Genomic DNA, 17331 nt, shown 5'->3' with positions numbered 1-17331 from the left:
TCACTTCGCAGAGGGAATGACCCCTCATTTGTCTGTTGCAAAATCATCCGTTGCAAAATTGCGCGACTTAGTCGCCAATTTTGAAGTTTTGTATCATAATGCAATAGTCGTGGGTAGCGTCAAGCAATGAAAACATTTTCATATTGAGGTTTTGAATATGCAAGTTGCCTTAGACAGTTTGGTTTTCTTCGTGCTTCTGATGGTTGCGGTGAACCCGGCGTGTGCAGAAAACGCACCGGCGATTGCTGCCAAAGCCGATGACCCAAAGCTGACGAAAGCAGAGATCGCCAAACTCGTTGCGGATTTGTCCTCGCCAAAGTTCGCGGTGCGTCAATCGGCCAGTCAGAAATTGGCCACGGGCGGAGCCGAGGTCATTGGCCCTGTGCTCGAGGCGGGGAAGACGGGCAATCTCGAAGTGGCCACGCGTGCCATCCAAATTCTGGAATTCAATTTTCTTCACGGGGTTCTAGAAACTTCGATGAAAGCGCAGATGGCGTTGGAAACTTTAGCAGATCGGGATACGCAATTTGCCTCTGGCCCAACAATCCGAGTCGAGGCAAACGAGATACTCGCGTTGAACTATCTCGTGCGGGAAGAACGAGCCTTAGCGGCTATCCGTCGGTTGGGCGGGATCGTCCGGTATCGCGAAGGGGCAGATTGGAATTATGAAGATGTGACGAAAGACCAACCGCCGGAGATCGTGATTCTCACGCTACAGAAGTGGAAAGGCACTTCGAAGGACTTGGAGCACATCAAACGTCTCGATCGGCTTCGGCAACTTTACGTGATCCGCAAAGAAGTCGAAGAAATGAAGTACGTGCACGCGATTTCCGAGGAAGACGTCGCAGAGATTCAAAGGGCGTTACCTCAAGTCGAGGTCAGTTGGCGCGGACCGGCATTTCTCGGGGTGAGTGGCACCGACTTGCTTGGTCGTGGCTGTGAGATCAACACGGTCAGCCCCAACCAAGCCGCTGCGAAAGCCGGCTTACAAAGAAACGATCTCATTTTGCAGTTCGACGGACAAGACGTGGACAGTTTCGAACAGTTGGTTCGTTTGATCGGTCGACACGACCCTGGCGATAAAATCCCCGCCACCGCCCTTCGAGGAAACCAAATTTTGGAATTCGAGATTGTTCTCGAAGGCTGGAAATAGTCGACGACTCACATCCCGTATCGCGACGACCCCGTCGATTGTTTCTTGTTGAGCCGATTGTTCGTGTGCAAGCCTTCGAGGATGAACTCTGCGATACTCGCACGAAGTGCAGGAGCATGCGGCGTTTTCTCCAATTCGGGTGCCAGTTCGGCAGCGGCATCCTCGACTTGCCGACTAAACCCGCGAATCGTGTCGATGAGTTCTAAATACGTCCCGGTAGAGACGGAATCACCGACTTCTAGAGTTTTTCCGGTCTCGAAATACTCAACGACGTTCCGAAACTGCTTGGTCTTGAAGTGAGCATCGAACACGTTTTTCGTCGCTTCTTCGACGAGTCGAGTGGCCAAACGGTCTTCTTCGCCGGCTTCCTCGGTCATCGTCAATTCCATTTTCCCCCGTGAACCGGCCGCGATATGAGCCAAGTCGCTCAGGCGGGCAACCGTAGATTCCTCACCCGCCAAAACGGCCCGTCGTTCCGCGTTGGACACCATGTTCTCGTAATTTGCGATACTCATCCGCACCGAGACACCACTGGCGTGATTCACATGCGGACTCGTGCGGGCCAGCATACTGGCCTCTTCGACGATTTCCTTCATGAAGTGCGGAACCACAACGGAAACAGATTCCTCCTCACGGTCTGTCCAAGCATTCTCCTGAGTGATTTTCACCGAGAGTTCCCGGCTCAGCGGATAATGCGTGCGGACAACCGAACCGATTCGGTCCTTCAGCGGAGTCACAATCCGCCCACGGTTGGTGTAGTCTTCGGGGTTCGCGCTGAACACCAGACACAAATCCAACGGCAGACGCACGGAAAACCCGCGGATCTGCACATCGCGTTCTTCGAGCACATTGAACAGCCCCACCTGAATCTTTGGCGATAAGTCGGGTAACTCGTTCATGCAGAAAATGCCCCGGTGGCTGCGGGGAATCAAACCGAAGTGCATCACGTCTTCACTAGCGAGATGCCGACCCTCGGCGTGTTTGATCAAATCCACTTCACCGACCAAGTCGGCGATTGTCACGTCCGGCGTGGCCAACTTTTCGTGATAGCGATTTTCGCGATGCACCCAAACAATCGGCGTTTCATCGCCCTTCTCCGCAACCAGATCACGAGCATATTTCGATAGCGGTTGCAAAGGGTCGTCATTGATTTCCGAACCTTCGACGGTGGGAATCCATTCGTCGAGTAAAGCAGTCAGCATACGCAGCATTCGTGTTTTGCCCTGCCCTCGCAGGCCAAGAAAGAGCATATCGTGTTGCGACAGAATCGCGTTATAGATCTGTGGAAACACGGTCTCGTCGTATCCGAGGATTCCCGGAAATACCGGCTCCTTCGTTCGAAGTTTTGCCAGCAGGTTTCGTCGCATCTCTCGCTTGACCGGCACGCTCCGGTAGCCACTGTCTCGGAGTTCACGGAGATTTTTCGGTCGATCAGTCATAGGTTCTCTCGGCGGGGAACGGGGCGAGATTTGCTTTGTCATTGAAGCCAGCGCGGTTTTGCGATTATAGGTGCGACCTTTCGCTGGTCAACGTGCGGCATGGGACTTCCTCGGCCGCCACTGACTTAAATAGCGTATGGAGTTGACGTTAGTAGCCGCAGAGGCGATGCTCGCGGGGGATATCGTAAATTGAGGAGACCGAATGACAACCGCCATTGAAGACGCCCTTCGCCGGGTGGTGAACCGAGAAGCCCTGACAGCCGCCGAAACTGAAGCGGCGATCGGTCAGGTCATGGATGGCGAAGCGAAGCCTGCTCAACTTGCCGCCTTGTTGGCCACGCTCGCGTTTCGTGGCGAGACCGTAGATGAAGTGGTCGGTGCTGCTCGGGCGATGCATTCGCGAGCGATCCGCATTCCCACGACGCAAACCGGGTTACTGGACACCTGTGGTACCGGTGGAGACCACCTCCACACTTTTAATATCAGTACCGCAACGGCAATCGTTGCAGCGGCCGCCGGTATACCCGTCGCCAAACATGGCAATCGCAGTGCATCGAGTAAAAGTGGCTCGGCGGATGTTCTGGAAGCGTTGGGAGTGAATGTCAATTTGGAACCTGAAGCGGTCGCAAGTTGTATTCAGGAGGTCGGCATCGGATTCTGCTATGCACCGCTTGTTCACGGTGCCATGAAGCACGCGGGACCGATCCGCCGAGAGTTAGGGCTACGCACAATCTTCAACTTGTTAGGGCCATTGACGAATCCCGCCGGTGCGGAATTCCAGTTGCTGGGCGCTAGCCGCATTAGTTTCGCGGAATTACTTGCCGGGGCGTTAGCGAGTTTGGGGCGGCGGCGTGCATTGGTCGTTTGTGGTGCCGATCAACTCGATGAAGTCTCGCTTTGGGGTGAAACCACAGTCTTCGAAGTCGAGCAAGATTCGGTCCGCCGATTGACGTGGACCCCTGATGACTTCGGTCTGCCGACTTGCGACGTCGCCGACTTACGTGTCCACTCTCCCGACGAAAGTGCCGCACGGATTCAAAATATCCTCAATGGGGAACCGGGGCCGTCTCGTGACATCGTTGTGGCAAACACTGCTGCGGCTTTGCTGACGACTCGCTCCGTGACTAGTCTGCAAGATGGTGTGGCACATGCGTCTGAAACGATCGATTCTGGGGCTGCGAAGCAAACACTTGAAAAACTGATTGCCTTTACTCAAGCGACTTCGAGATAGATTGCCATGCAAGTCGCATGGAAATTGTTCGACGACGCCACTTGTCGCTGCATATGATCAAGACGGTCACAAAGGCAGGTTATCGCGGAAGGTTCTCTCCAGATGTGTCAGGCGACAGCCGCAAGCGAACAGGAAGCCGCAAAGCCCCGACCGACGGGGCGAAAGCGATTGTGGATGTTCCGTATTCTTGCATGTAGTTTGGCATTGTTTTTATTCTTGGTTGCCGAAGTGGCTTGCAGACTATTCGGTTTAGGAGATCCGAATCTCGGAGCCGATCTGTTTGCTGGGTTCCAAGAGGTGCGTCCGCTGTTTGTGTTGGGTGAATCCGGCGGCCGATACCAAATTCCAGAATCCCGTTACAACTTCTTCGCCCCAGAATCGTTTCCCAAAGCGAAGCAGCCTCGCGAGAAACGGATCTTCTGTCTCGGTGGCTCCACAGTGCAAGGGCGGCCCTACTCAACACCAACGTCCTTCCCCACGTTTTTGGAACTAGGACTGAATGCGACCGATCAGTCAGCAGATTGGGAAGTCGTAAACTGTGGGGGAATTTCGTATGCAAGTTACCGGCTCGTACCGATCTTAGAAGAGGTGCTCGCGTATCAGCCCGACATCATCATCCTGTGCACCGGGCACAATGAGTTTTTGGAAGATCGGAGTTATCACCATCTCAAAGACTCTTCGTCGCTGTTATCGCAGTCGTTGTGGGTCGCTTCGCACTCTTGGTTGTTCAATGCCGTCAGCCAGATTGCCCACTCGAAAACCGAGCGACCAAAACTTTCCGCCGAAACTGATCCGATCCTAGACTACAACGATGGACTCGCAGCCTATCATCGTGACGATGAATGGCATGAGAATGTCATTGCGCACTTCGCACATAACGTGCGGAAAATTATACAAATCGCGGAGGAATCCAAGGTGGCAATTGCCCTGGTAGTTCCCCCTTCAAATCTTGATGACTGTCCCCCCTTCAAGTCGGCTAGTAAACGCAATCTTTCGGATGACGAGCACGTGAGATTTCAACGACTCCGAACGCAAGCACGAGATCTCATGCGGAACGATCCTCAAGGGGCCGTTTCCCTATTTCGAGAAGCGATCGCAATTGATGATCGGCACGCCGCTACCTGGTATCAACTAGGTCAGTGTTTTCAAACGCTTGGACTTCGTTCCCAAGCTCATGAGGCATTTGTGAGAGCTCGAGACGAAGATATCTGTCCTCTGAGAATACTAAGTCGCATGGAAGAACAGTTACGGGAAATCGCAGATGAGTATAACGTGCCAATCTTAGATGTGAGCGTCTTAATGCACGATGGCCGTTCGCTTGTTGATCATGTTCATCCTGATTTCGAAGGTCATCAAGATATTGCAAAGCGGCTCATGGAGTTGATGTTCGAATACCGCTGGTGTCAATTGGAAGCGGAGTGGCAGGAACACTGTGACCGAAGATTTCTCACTCACATGGATTTGCTAGACGACTTCTACTATCTCCGTGGCCAACGCACACTCGAGGCTCTACAAGCCTGGACCGAAGGACGCGCGGACGGCCCGCCAGTCGAAAACCGTTTTCCTGATCGGATACGCTAGCTGTAACCACAACACTTTTCTTAGTTTCTCATTTGAAACCTACTCGCTCGAGGAGTCAGTATGCCGAGTTTTCGAATTCTAGTGATGACATTGAGTTTGATTGTCTATGGCCAGATGGTGATGGCCGCTGACGAACGTCTCAATGTGGTACTTATTGTCGCGGATGACTTGGGGTTTCAGGCAGGATGTTTTGGGAACCCGGTGATTCGTACTCCGAATCTAGACCGGTTAGCCAAAGAGAGCGTTTGGTTTCCCCGAGCACATTGCACGACCGCAAGTTGTAGTGCCTCTCGAAGTGTTTTGATGACGGGAATGCAAAACCATTCCATCGGTCACTATGGACACGCACACGGGGCCAACCACTTTAGTACTTATGAGTCGGTCGTCTCGTTGCCGGTGTTGCTCTCGGGGAATGGTTATCGGACCTGCTCAATTGGCAAGTATCATTTAGCGCCGGAGTATGTGTATCACTTCGAGGACTATCGTAATCAAGGCGTGCAAGGGAATCGCAATTCCGTCCGCATGGCGTTGAATGCGAAGGAGTGGATTGCGGAAGACGACGATCGGCCGTTCTTTCTCTACTTCTGCACGAGTGATCCGCATCGTGGCGGCGGTCCTGATGGGTTCTCGAACCACAACGAAGATCCGAACTATTACCCGGGAGTGAAGCCGGTCAAATACCTTCCTGAAGAAGTCGTCGTGCCTGAATGGATGAACGATACTCTCGTCGCACGGAAGGAATTAGCCGAGTACTATCAGTCGATTTGTCGGATGGATCAAGGACTAGGAGTTTTGTTCGACGCCTTGGAAGAACTCGGGCACGCTGATGATACGCTCGTTATCTTTCTGTCAGACAACGGCCCACCTTGGCCGGCTGCGAAGACGAATCTCTATGAGCCCGGTTCCAACTTGCCGTTGATTGTTCGGCATCCGAAACTTGAACAGAAAGGTGTAAAAAACAACGCACTTGTGATGTGGACTGATATTGCACCGACAATCGCTGATTTTTGTGGGATTGGAGAATTCCAAGCACCACTTGTCCGACCACGCGAGAACACCGGCGAGCGGATCGAAAATGGCCCGAAACGCCCGTATGAGTTTCACGGTCGCTCATTTCTAAGCGTGTTGGGTGACGAAAATCCCAGTGGATGGAATGAAAACTATGCCTCGCATACGTTCCATGAAATTACAATGTATTATCCGATGCGAATGATCATCCATGAGGACTATAAGTACATTTTCAATATTGCCAGCCCCCTACCCTATCCGTTCGCCTCGGATCTTCAAAGGTGCCCCACTTGGCAGGAAGTGCTAGAGACGAATGCTGAGAATTATGGCAAGCGGTCGGTCTATAATTATATCAATCGGCAACGACACGAACTTTATGACTTAAAGACTGATCCGTCCGAGACAAATAATCTCGCGACCGACCCCGAGCATCAGGCGACGCTACAACGATTGCAACAGAAACTACAAGACTTCCAAGAACGCACTCGTGATCCCTGGCGTTCAAAGTGGGAATACGAGTGATGTCGTCTGAGTTTTAGTTTGTGACTGAGTACAGTTGCTGAGTCTTGATGTAGACTTCTACGCTTCTCGGGACGAGATAGCGGATACTTTGTCCGTTTGAGACACGTTCGCGAATGTTGGAAGAAGAGAGTTCAATTCCAGGAATAACAACATCACGGACTGATTGAGCAATTGTCGGACCGACAATGCTTTCAATATCGACGACGATATCGTCTCCCCGATTGACAGCCACGATCGTCGCTAACTCTGCAATTCGATCCGGGCGATACCACGTCGGAAAGTCACGGAGAGAGTCCGAGCCGATGAGGAAGTACAGTTGATCGTCGGGACATTCATCCGAGATCTGTTGCAGAGTATCGACTGAATAACTAGGACCTATGCGTTTCAACTCACGTCGGTCGATACGAAAATCGTTATGGCCGGCAATTGCTAATCTCAGCATCGCGTCGCGGTGTGTTGATTCCGTGACTTGCTGACCTAACTTATGGGGAGGATCACCCGCGAGAATAAACCAGACTTCGTCAAGTTCCAATTGCTCGCGGCACTGCTCTGCCAGCACGAGATGCCCCATGTGGATTGGATCAAACGTACCACCGTAAAGTCCAATCCTCATGGGTCAACGTCCTTTTTCGACCGGTTATTGATACGTCGGAAAATCTTTCGTGTGGGTGTCGAGTGACTAACGGGTTAGCAGTTATGGCCGATAGAACTTCACGAGATCCGATTTTAGCTTCTTCAGGCTGCCTTCGTTGACGTACATCATGTGGCCAGCCGGGTAGTATTTCATGGTGATATTCTCTTGCTGCGGTTTTCGCAGCATGAGGTGGCGGAACGTGTAGATCGTGCCATAGTACGGCGTCGCAAGATCATAGTAGCCACTCGCAACGAAGACTTTGAGGAACGGGTTCTCGGTCATCGCCGAACGAAGCGCTTCTGTCGAATTGACATAGCGGTTTTCGAATGGTTTATAACTCCAAGGGTGAACCTTGCTGCTGAGGATCTCATAAGGTTCGGACTTGGTCACGTTCAGTTCATTTCGGAGATAGTGATACATCGCCGAAGTGTATGCTCCGGACATGGCGGCACTACTTGGGTCGTAACTATAGGAGTCGCCAGCTGAGTCTTCATCTGCACCGGTATAGCGACTGTCGAGTCGGCCGACCGTCGTGTCTTGTCGACGCATCAGTTCTTTAGCGAATCTTGACATGCGAATGCGTAAGTTCGATTGCAGAACGTAGCGTCGGGAAAGTCCGGTGTAGTCTGCAACTCTCTCAGCGATTTCTCGTTTTTTGGCGTTCGCGAGACTATCACCCAAGAGAAGTGCTGTTGCATAGTCGCCAGCAGTGAACTCTTCGACTTCCTTCAAGAACTTGGACAATGGCAAGTCTTGATAGCGTTCGGGCAGTTGCTTGTGATACCAAGCGGTCGCTGCATAACTTGGTAGAAATGTGATATAGGGAAGATCGTTGTTTTCGGTGAATCGAATCGTTTGAAAATCGAGCACTGAAGAGATTAGTACGATCCCATTGAGTTCCAAGTAATATCGATCACGCAGTTTGTCGGCGAGGCCGGCGGCACGTAACGTCCCATAACTTTCGCCGCAAAGGTACTTCGGCGACTGCCAGCGATTATACTTTGTGGTGTAGTGATGAATGAACTGGCCCACGGAATCGATGTCTTCATTGTATCCGTGGAACTGCGATTTGTTTTCACCATCCTCCGGCCGACTGTAACCGGTGCTGACTGGGTCAATAAAGACGAGATCGGTGACATCCAATAAGGAGTGTGGATTCTCAACCAGTTTGCCAGGAACTGGTTCCGGCTTTGCTTCGTCATCAAGTTCCACACGCTTCGGCCCCAGCATCCCCAAATGCAGCCAAACGGAGGACGAACCCGGCCCGCCATTGAAACAGAAGGTGATCGGCCGTGCGGGGCGATCTTTCGGTTGGGGGACGACGTAAGAGATGAAAAAGACATTGGCTTTCGTCTTGCCATCGTCCTTCAGAAGCGGAAGTGTTCCTGCGGTCGCTTGGTAGGCAATCGACTGGCCACCGATTTCGGCGGTGTGTTCGGTTACTTGACGGGTGGGGTCTTGCTCGACATTTTCCTTGTCATCCACCGTCTCAATTTGCTGGGCCAGTTGAACCGCTGGCTTGTCTTTCGTACTTTGATCCTCTTGCGCAAAGGCGGGGGGACCAACGATCGATGTTAGAATGAGCAAGACGGCGGTCGACTTCAAAGTGTGACTCAACTTTTTCATAGTTCCAGGACATCCAAACGTTCAAGTGTCACTGCGGATGACAGTCGGAGGTAACGGTGCATGCTTTGATTGTGGTATCTTGCCCAAATTAACAACCGTGCGGGCTGACGAACAGGCAAACTCGAAAGTTTGAGTGACGCCGTGTCGTTTCCGGGTGACACTTGTGTCGGGGATCAGAAGGCGTGGAAACTCGCTGGTGTTGTGACCGACGGTTCGTTTGGACGTGACGATATTATTCGGTTTATTGGAATGTCGAGTTCGAATGGTCGCAATCCTGGGTATCTCCGCATTCTATCACGACTCGGCCGCCGCTTTGATTGTTGATGGCGAACTCGTGGCGGCGGCCCAGGAGGAACGATTTACCAGAGTCAAGCACGATGCCTCGTTCCCGACCCAGGCGATTGAGTACTGTCTCTCACAAGCCGGTGTTTCAAAGGGGGAACTGGATTGGGTCTGCTATTACGAAAAACCGTGGTTGCGGTTCGATCGGATCTTGGAAACTTACCTGGCAGTGGCACCCCGTGGATTTGTATCGTTCGCTCGAGCAATGCCCAGTTGGCTCAAACAGAAACTTTGGGTTCGACGAAGATTGTCCCGACTCGTTGCCCGCTCCGCGCGGAATTCGTTGGTTTTTGCTCGACATCATGAATCCCATGCTGCCAGTGCGTTCTTCCCGTCACCCTTTGATGAGGCAGCGATACTCACGATCGATGGTGTGGGTGAGTGGGAAACCGCGACGTGGGGTATCGGTCGTGCCAATCGGATCGAACTCCGACAGTGTTTACGATTTCCCCATTCGTTGGGCTTATTGTATTCCGCGTTTACATCGTACTGTGGATTTCGTGTGAATTCCGGCGAGTACAAGTTGATGGGGTTAGCACCTTTCGGAAAACCTATTTACGCAGACCGCATTCGAACCCACATCATCGACGTGAAAGACGATGGTTCCTTTCGACTGGATTTGTCGTACTTCCAGTTCACGCATGGACTGCGAATGACGTCTCGAAAGTTTCACCGATTGTTCGGAGGTCCACCAAGACGGCCCGAATCCGAGTTGAGCGAACGGTTCAGGGATATTGCTGCTTCGATTCAGTTGGTGCTGGAAGATGTGGTGCTTCGGATGGCACATACGCTTCACGCGGAAACCGGCCTGAAGTCTCTCTGTCTGGCGGGCGGTGTCGCATTGAATGCCGTTGCGAACGGGCGAATCTCACGCGAGGGACCATTCGAAAATCTTTGGATTCAACCCGCTGCCGGGGATGCAGGTGGAGCTCTTGGGGCTGCGTACTGGGTGTGGCATCAACTGCTCAATCATCCGCGAGTACCCCAGGGAAACGATCGTCAGGCTGGTTCACTATTGGGGCCGAAATTCTCTCGGTCGGAAGTCCGGCGGGCTCTTGATGACTCGGGGCTTGTCTATCAGGAGTTCGATTCCTTTGACCAACTTTGTGATCGAGTTGCAGAGTTGCTGTCGCAGCAGCGTGTCGTCGGCTGGTTCCAAGGGCGAATGGAGTTTGGGCCACGGGCTTTGGGAAATCGGAGTTTGTTGGCCGCTGCAGATCATCCCGATATGCAAAGGAAACTCAACGAGTGCGTCAAACGTCGGGAGAACTTTCGCCCCTTTGCACCGGTCACTTTGGAGAGTCTCGCGGAAAAGCATTTCGAGATTCAAGAGAATACCAAGTATCCTTATATGCTTGTCGTCGTTCCTACGCGCGGGGACCGATTCCCGGCGACTACACATGTCGATGGTTCCGCTCGCTTGCAGACGGTCGATGAATCCGCCAATCCCGAACTGGCAAAGTTGCTGCGTGCCTATCACGAACGCACGGGTTTGTCCGTTTTGGTCAATACGAGTTTCAACGTGCGTGGCGAGCCGATCGTATGCACACCAAGCGATGCCATTCGTTGTTTCCAAGAAACCGCGGTGGATGTTCTCGCGATCGATCGATTCCTGATCACAAAGCCAACTCGTACGGAGTCGTCTTGCTGATGAACCCGTCACCGACAAAAATCGAACTGCGTGTCTTCGCCGGTGGACTCTTGATTCTTGCGGGGATTCTTGGGTTTGTCAGCCCATCTTGGCTTCCCGATCCCGGACGACAGTTGGTGATGTGGCTACTGATAGTGTCTGGATTGCTTGGGCTTGTCTGTCCGGCCATGATTCGGGGGATCTATCGGGCGTGGATGTTCATCGTCTTGCCGATCGGGTGGTTGGTATCGCATCTTGCGATGGCCGTGATTTACTTCCTGGTGATCACTCCCATTGGCGTGTTGCGTCGACTTGTCGGAGCCGACCCGCTGAGCATCCGCGAATCGAAGACGTTGGACTCGTATTGGGAATCAATTCGTCGAGAGGATGACCCGAGTCGGTCGTTTCGCCAATATTGACCGTTTCACGGGTTTCTAGATTAGCGAGGACGTGAAAATGTGTTGGTTTTCCGCTGATCACGAGAGAGAAGCCGGTACGATCGATTGTGAACTACTCATTGTTAAATATTCGTTCTACGAAATTCGAGTTCTAATGATTTTAAAGTGCAATGACGGAATCTAGCGAACAATTATTACTTAGCGAACTCTGTGCCGGGCGACGGCGGTGGTTGATTCGTCAGAGCAGCGGTGTGTTCCAACATGAATTGACGAGTCGCCCCGCGGGGATCTTGTGTGGTTCGTTTAATCCGCTCCATGAAGGCCATCTGCGACTTCGCGAGGTCGCAGAGCAGATATTAGGCGGTGACGTCTGGTTTGAATTGACCGTCACCAATGCAGACAAGCCGCCTTTGGACCCCACCACCGTGCGGATGCGGTGTCGCCAATTTGTATCGCACTCTGTGCTGCTGACAAACGCGGGCACCTTTCCGAGCAAGGCGGATGATTTACCGAATACCGTGTTTGTCGTCGGATTCGACACGGCGAAGCGGATCTTGCAACCGCGTTTCTATGGAGACTCTTTCGCTCGAATGTCGACGGCGTTGGAGCACTTTCGTCGGTCTGGCTGTTCGTTTCTTGTTGCAGGACGGCGTCATGACGAAGGATTTGGAACGCTGACGACGCTACGAGTTCCTGAGCAATTTTGTGATATCTTTCGCGAAATTAGGGAATCAGAATTTCGCGTGGATATTTCTTCGACGGAATTGCGAGACCGTGATCTTGGCCTGTCGGACGATGATTGACGACGTGTGCTAGGCTGCGTCTTCTTCGGCCTTCGGTTTTCTTTCCGCTGATGGTTTTGGCACTCGGCGGTTGAGGTTGAGGCCACTGTCTTGCAGCGGGTCATGAGTATCGAGAGACTTTTCGGATTTGTACCGAATCGGCAATTTGACCGTAAATGCCGATCCTTTGCCGAATTCACTTTCCAAAGAGACTTCACCGCCGAGCAATTTGGTGAGTTCCATCACAATCGACAACCCAAGCCCGGTTCCGCCGTACTCGCGGGTCATGGTGTCACGTTGACCGGGGGCGGATCGTCCTTGTCGGAATTTTTCGAAGATCGTTTCCTGGTCTTCAAGAGGAATCCCGACGCCGGTGTCTTCGACGATCACTTCGAAACTCGGTGCCGATTCTTCGAGCACTTCTACATCGTCCGCTAGCCGCGCCGTGACACGTACACGACCACCCTCGGGGGTAAACTTGATGGCATTCGACATCAGGTTATTGAGGATCTGCTGAAGTTTGCCGGAGTCTTGCCAAATCTTGGGTAGGTCGTTCGCGATTTCCGTCGTAAGCGCGATATTCTTTTTCTCAGCCACGACGGCCAACGCCGCAACTTGGCGTTCGATGACATCTCCAACGATAAATTCGGAGGGTTGAACATCCATCTTTCCGCTTTCGATTTTGGCGAGATCAAGTAAATCGTTGATCAATGCCATCAATTCGCGACCGGACTTCTGAATGTTTCCGACAAAACGGTCCTGCTTTTCGGTGAGGTTCTTGGCACCGGCGAGCACATCGGAAAAGCCAAGAATACTGTTAAGTGGCGTACGGAGTTCGTGACTCATCGTAGCCAGGAACTCGTCTTTGAGTTTGTTGGTTTCGTAAAGCGAGAGGTTCGCCTGGGCGAGTTCGTCGGCTTTTTGACCGAGGTTGTCGTTGGCGTCGCGAAGCTCGTCCTGCACGGTGGTGAGGTGGCGTAACATTCGGTTGAACGCGTGACTCAGTTCTTCGAATTCGTCGCCGGTCCGAATGTCGGCTCGCAAATCGAGTGTGCCCCGGGCGATCTCATCGCTCACATCTTTCAAGTGCAACACCGGTTTGACGATGACGTATCTTACAATCACATAGGCCGCGAGCATCGCCAGAAACGCCGTCACGATGGCTGTTGCCAGCAGAACTGCATTGTTCCAAGCGAGTGCTTCCTCGGTGCTGTTGAGCGGGAACATGACTTCCGCCATGCCCATCAAATCGCCGCGTTGCAGCTTCGGTTCCCATTCGCGGTGACAGGTCACGCAAGATTGTTCCGCACGCACCTCACGATAGTACGTGTACTTACCGGCATCGCGGTCGATGTCGATAACTTCACTTTCGCCGCGATTGATCAAACCCCAGGCATCGTAGCCGGCAGAACTTCCCGGAGTTCGGAAGTTTTCGGCGCGATCCGTGGCTTTCGTGGACTCATCCGGCTTGCGTCGGGTGAAGTAAAAGTTCCACGTGTACCCACGAAGGTCTTCGGGTTTCAGCGATGTCGCCAATTCGTCGATCAGCGGTTTGATTTCGTCGCTTTGCTCGAAATGCTTCCAGTGGGTTTCCAGAATCATCGGGGTGATCAGCATTCGCCCCGTAAATTGGTTCTGCTCGTAGATGAGATTGGCGTTCAGACGCGCGTACACGTAGAAACTGCCCGTAATGAGCAGCATCAAACCACCCCCGAACAGGAAGCGGCACTTCCGTTCGAGGCTGGTCTCGCCAAGAAGTCGTTTGATGGTCCGGTACGACATGCCCGTACTAGACCATGTCAGCCGCGAATTTGTCTAGAGAAGATTGGAATTTTCTGCGGCATCACCAACCACAAAATTGTCGGTCAGGATGAGCGTGACGAATTCCACAAACGGACACGACTTGCGTCAGCCACAGCCTGACCGTCAGGATCAATGAGCTGGCGGCGGGCTGGTCTGGACGGCTCGGTTGCGGAAGAGGAATTCGGTCAGGTTCCCTTCGTGCGGTTGCATCCAGTTAATCTGCATTGTCTTGATGCGACCCAGGTTCAGGCGATCAATGTTCGTAGCGTCGAGCAATTCCTGCTTCCACTTTTCGTCGTCGGTGATAGCAGTGCAGATCAACGTGGTTTTGATCTTCTTGATCATGTCTTTCTGCGGACATTCCACGACCGAAGCAAATGGGAACATGTATTCCGTGTTCGCCAAAAATGCATCGGGGCTTTCACAATGCACGATGGTCGGTCGTAGGAAGTCGTATCGCTCGTTTTCAACAAGTCGACTACCATCGCGGTACTTTGCAGTGACTTCCGTGACGCCTGGTTCGGCGAGTTTTTCTTCAATCTGATTGTGCATCGCCTCGGCGACGCCTTTGGTCGTGAAGGCAGCCAATAGAGATTCAGGATCAGTCATCGGTTTGGGAGCGATGGGGCCAAGCCGTTCGGCCAATGCCTCGGCAATTTCACGACCGTGACGAGGCGTCCAGATGCCGGATGCGTTGATACAACTTCGCCCAGAGTTGGCGAAGACACTGTCGGCCAGGACGTCGATGAAGTCTTCCCATTGATCGACCGAATCTTCGCCGATCAGAATCTTTGAGAACCCCGGTCCGTGCGCCTGCACACGTGGGTCGCCGTGATATTGTTCGACGGTCTGAGCACTCCCAAAGATCATGGAGCGGTCGCAACATTCCATGACGGCTTGTCCGCAGTCGCGGGCACCCGGGTAGAGTCCCCAAACTTCGGCGGGAATGCCGGCTTCAGTCATGGCGGCGAACATACGGTATGGAGTCCACGGTTCCTGTGAACCGGGTTTAAGGACCAACCCCATTTGCAGCGGAATCACAGGTAACCAAAGGGTATGCACACCGGGTGAATTGTTCGGAAGAACGGCACCCAAGACCGGTGCGGTCGCTTGATAACTCACCGTGACGCCACGGCCTTCTTCACCATAACCGCGGGTGAGAATATCTAACGGCAAACCACGCGTGAGGGCTTCCAAAACTTCCTTCATTTTACCGAGGACGAACGCGTTCTTCCGCATGTTGAACGCACACATGTGCTCGGGCAACCCGGTTGTCGCGGACTGAATTCGACAGAACTCTTGGGGCGTTTGCGTGCCATTGCCAAGTGGCAAGGTGGCTTCCATATAGAGTTCGGCGGCCTTCTCACAGAGTTTGCACAACTCCTCGATCGAGAATTGTCGCAAGACTTCGCGAGCCTTCTTCGCCTTACGATTATCCATCTTGATCTGACCGCCAACGGCCTGATTCATCCGGGCCAGTTCTTCGCCCGTCTCAAAATGAACAACAGGTGCTTTCTCGGTCGACTCGTGCGGTTGACCCCAACGGATAACAGGAATTTCTAGCATGATTTTTTAGGGGTTAGGATTTCGGGATTCGGGGTTGGGGTTTCGGGATTAGGATGAAAGTCGATGCTCCAAGGCGCATCGAAGACGAGTCAACATTCGTCCAACTTCGTCAGTACGTTTTCGAATTTCGTCGATCGCGTCCGTTGTTGTATAGTTGAGACGAACTGCGAGTTCCAAGTGCGTATCGAGTTCGCTGAGCGACCCGGCCGCGATGGAAATAAAACTAAGATATGCTTTGGTGGTGTGGCGACCATGACCTTCTGCGATGTTGGCGGGAATGGAGACAGCCGCGCGTTGTAGTTGCGAGGACAAACCGTAGTTTTCGGATTTAGGAAAAGAACCTGTGAGGCGATAGCACAACACGACCAACTCAACAGAGACTTGCCAAACACGCAAATCTCTGTGATTCCTAATGTTTTCGTTGGAGTGGGTGGATGCCATAATTCTTCCTCACCCCCAAACCCTAGTCCCTAATACACCCCGACTGTTGTCGTTTTCGCGAAGACGTGGAATGGGCGGGTGCCGCTGATGCCTTCCCAGGGGAATTTCTTGCAGGGGGCTTCGCGTTCGCCTTCGTCGCGTTCCATGAAGCCGGGGATGAAGAGTTCGTCGGTCAGGGTGTAGAGTTTTGCGCGACCTGTACCGCCGACATCGACGACTTGGTTGTAGTCATCGAAATCAACCACTTCGACTACAGCTCGTGGTTGCGGAGCGTAGTAGGTGATTTTGTAATTGTCAGCAGGATCGAACGGTTTGCCACAGGCAAGACCCATCAGCGTGTTGCCGTAGGTTGGAGTGATGTAAACATCCGGCCCTAGCAACTCCTCCATACAGAACTTGTACCAGTCGGGCTTGAACTCGGTACCGCCGCCGAAGATCCCGGTGATGCCCTCGTCCGCGATACTGGAATCGTTATCGAAGAGTCGCATGGCGAGCGATTCGAGTAGCTTCGGCGTTGTGAACATACACTTGATGTCGTGCCCAGCGGAAAGCACGGTAATCGCCTGATCGATAACGTGCTCTTGATAGGCTTTGGCTTCGTCAACTTTGCCCTTCTTTAGCAGTTTGACGACGTAACGTGGATCCAAGTCGACGCAGAAACAAATTCCGCCACGATATTGAGCAAGGTGTTCGACCGCCAACCGTAACCGTCGCGGACCTGACGGACCCAACATCAACCAGTTCGAACCTTTCGGGAAGTATTCATCCGGAAGCGTGTGGCTGAACACTTCATAGTCGATGAAGTGATCCCGCACGACGCAGCGACTTTTCGGAATCCCTGTCGTGCCACCGGTCTCGAAGACATAACGTGGTTCGTTATGCAAGCTCTTCGGCAAGAAACGATCGACCGGTCCGCCGCGAAGCCAATCGTCTTCGAAGAGCGGAAATTTCTTGAGGTCATCGAAGCAGTTGACATCGGTCATAGGATCGAAGTCGTACGTCTTCGCCTTTTCCAACCAGAACGGAGCCCCGTTTTCCGGGTGAAAATGTTTGTGAACGATATCTACGGTATGAGCATCGAGCTGCTCACGAGCGGCGGCAACTTTTTGGTCAAGAGTGTCAGACACGGTCGGCTCCAGGCAGGCAAAGTCGTTTGAGGCGAGGAAGGGGGCTTC

The 17331-nt window shown here is 52.8% G+C and carries 14 protein-coding genes; 7 read left to right on the top strand and 7 right to left on the bottom strand.

The genetic code is table 11. From position 1 onward, the window contains the following. Positions 1-157: 157 nt before the first annotated feature. Positions 158-1153 (top strand): PDZ domain-containing protein, encoded by a 996-nt coding sequence (locus AC5DDB_RS02000; RefSeq protein WP_491737990.1) that lies wholly within the window; start codon positions 158-160, stop codon positions 1151-1153. Positions 1154-1161: 8 nt separating this feature from the next. Here the strand turns inward: AC5DDB_RS02000 and AC5DDB_RS01995 are convergent, their stop codons facing one another. After that, complete coding sequence (locus AC5DDB_RS01995) at positions 1162-2592, bottom strand: sigma 54-interacting transcriptional regulator (RefSeq protein WP_491737989.1); 1431 nt, start codon at positions 2590-2592, stop codon at positions 1162-1164. A gap of 202 nt (positions 2593-2794) precedes the next feature. Between AC5DDB_RS01995 and trpD the strand changes: the two genes are divergently transcribed. The 3 genes from trpD to AC5DDB_RS01980 all read left to right on the top strand — a co-directional run bounded on the left by trpD (position 2795) and on the right by AC5DDB_RS01980 (position 6934). Then, the gene (trpD, locus tag AC5DDB_RS01990) at positions 2795-3823 is read left to right on the top strand and encodes an anthranilate phosphoribosyltransferase (RefSeq protein WP_491737988.1); all 1029 of its coding nucleotides are present in this window, start codon (positions 2795-2797) and stop codon (positions 3821-3823) included. A 102-nt stretch (positions 3824-3925) separates the two neighbouring features. Then, positions 3926-5404, top strand: coding sequence for an SGNH/GDSL hydrolase family protein (locus AC5DDB_RS01985; protein ID WP_491737987.1), 1479 nt, complete (start codon positions 3926-3928; stop codon positions 5402-5404). Positions 5405-5464: 60 nt separating this feature from the next. After that, a complete protein-coding gene (locus AC5DDB_RS01980; protein ID WP_491737986.1) occupies positions 5465-6934 on the top strand; it encodes a sulfatase family protein in 1470 nt (489 codons plus the stop codon). Positions 6935-6947: 13 nt separating this feature from the next. Here the strand turns inward: AC5DDB_RS01980 and nadD are convergent, their stop codons facing one another. Further along, the gene (nadD, locus tag AC5DDB_RS01975; protein WP_491737985.1) at positions 6948-7547 is read right to left on the bottom strand and encodes a nicotinate-nucleotide adenylyltransferase; all 600 of its coding nucleotides are present in this window, start codon (positions 7545-7547) and stop codon (positions 6948-6950) included. 81 nt (positions 7548-7628) lie between these two features. Further along, positions 7629-9194: a S10 family peptidase gene (locus AC5DDB_RS01970; RefSeq protein ID WP_491737984.1), complete on the bottom strand. Its 1566-nt coding sequence runs from the start codon at positions 9192-9194 to the stop codon at positions 7629-7631. A 262-nt stretch (positions 9195-9456) separates the two neighbouring features. On the opposite strand from AC5DDB_RS01970, the gene AC5DDB_RS01965 reads away from it, so the two are divergent. The 3 genes from AC5DDB_RS01965 (at position 9457) to AC5DDB_RS01955 (ending at position 12367) form a co-directional block, all read left to right on the top strand. After that, positions 9457-11187, top strand: a complete 1731-nt coding sequence (locus tag AC5DDB_RS01965) for a carbamoyltransferase family protein (RefSeq protein ID WP_491737983.1) — start codon at positions 9457-9459, stop codon at positions 11185-11187. Next, on the top strand, positions 11187-11585 hold the full coding sequence (locus tag AC5DDB_RS01960; RefSeq protein ID WP_491737982.1) for an SxtJ family membrane protein: 399 nt from the start codon (positions 11187-11189) through the stop codon (positions 11583-11585). Before AC5DDB_RS01965 ends, AC5DDB_RS01960 begins: the two co-directional genes overlap by 1 nt. 149 nt (positions 11586-11734) lie before the next feature. Continuing rightward, positions 11735-12367 carry a nucleotidyl transferase family protein gene (locus tag AC5DDB_RS01955; RefSeq protein ID WP_491737981.1) on the top strand — a complete coding sequence of 211 codons (633 nt, stop codon included), beginning with the start codon at positions 11735-11737 and terminating at the stop codon, positions 12365-12367. 9 nt (positions 12368-12376) lie between these two features. Here the strand turns inward: AC5DDB_RS01955 and AC5DDB_RS01950 are convergent, their stop codons facing one another. The 4 genes from AC5DDB_RS01950 to AC5DDB_RS01935 all read right to left on the bottom strand — a co-directional run bounded on the left by AC5DDB_RS01950 (position 12377) and on the right by AC5DDB_RS01935 (position 17283). After that, the gene (locus AC5DDB_RS01950; protein WP_491737980.1) at positions 12377-14128 is read right to left on the bottom strand and encodes a sensor histidine kinase; all 1752 of its coding nucleotides are present in this window, start codon (positions 14126-14128) and stop codon (positions 12377-12379) included. 150 nt (positions 14129-14278) lie between these two features. Next, positions 14279-15715, bottom strand: coding sequence for an aldehyde dehydrogenase family protein (locus tag AC5DDB_RS01945; RefSeq protein ID WP_491737979.1), 1437 nt, complete (start codon positions 15713-15715; stop codon positions 14279-14281). Positions 15716-15763: 48 nt separating this feature from the next. Next, entirely contained in the window at positions 15764-16156 is a 393-nt protein-coding gene (locus AC5DDB_RS01940; protein ID WP_491737978.1) for a four helix bundle protein, read from the bottom strand. A 29-nt stretch (positions 16157-16185) separates the two neighbouring features. Next, a complete protein-coding gene (locus tag AC5DDB_RS01935; RefSeq protein WP_491737977.1) occupies positions 16186-17283 on the bottom strand; it encodes a hypothetical protein in 1098 nt (365 codons plus the stop codon). Between the last annotated feature and the right edge of the window lie 48 nt (positions 17284-17331).

It is taken from the genome of Thalassoroseus sp., from assembly GCF_984380535.1.
Note: the sequence above shows the minus strand (reverse complement) of the source record. Positions and strands in the feature narration are given on the sequence as shown.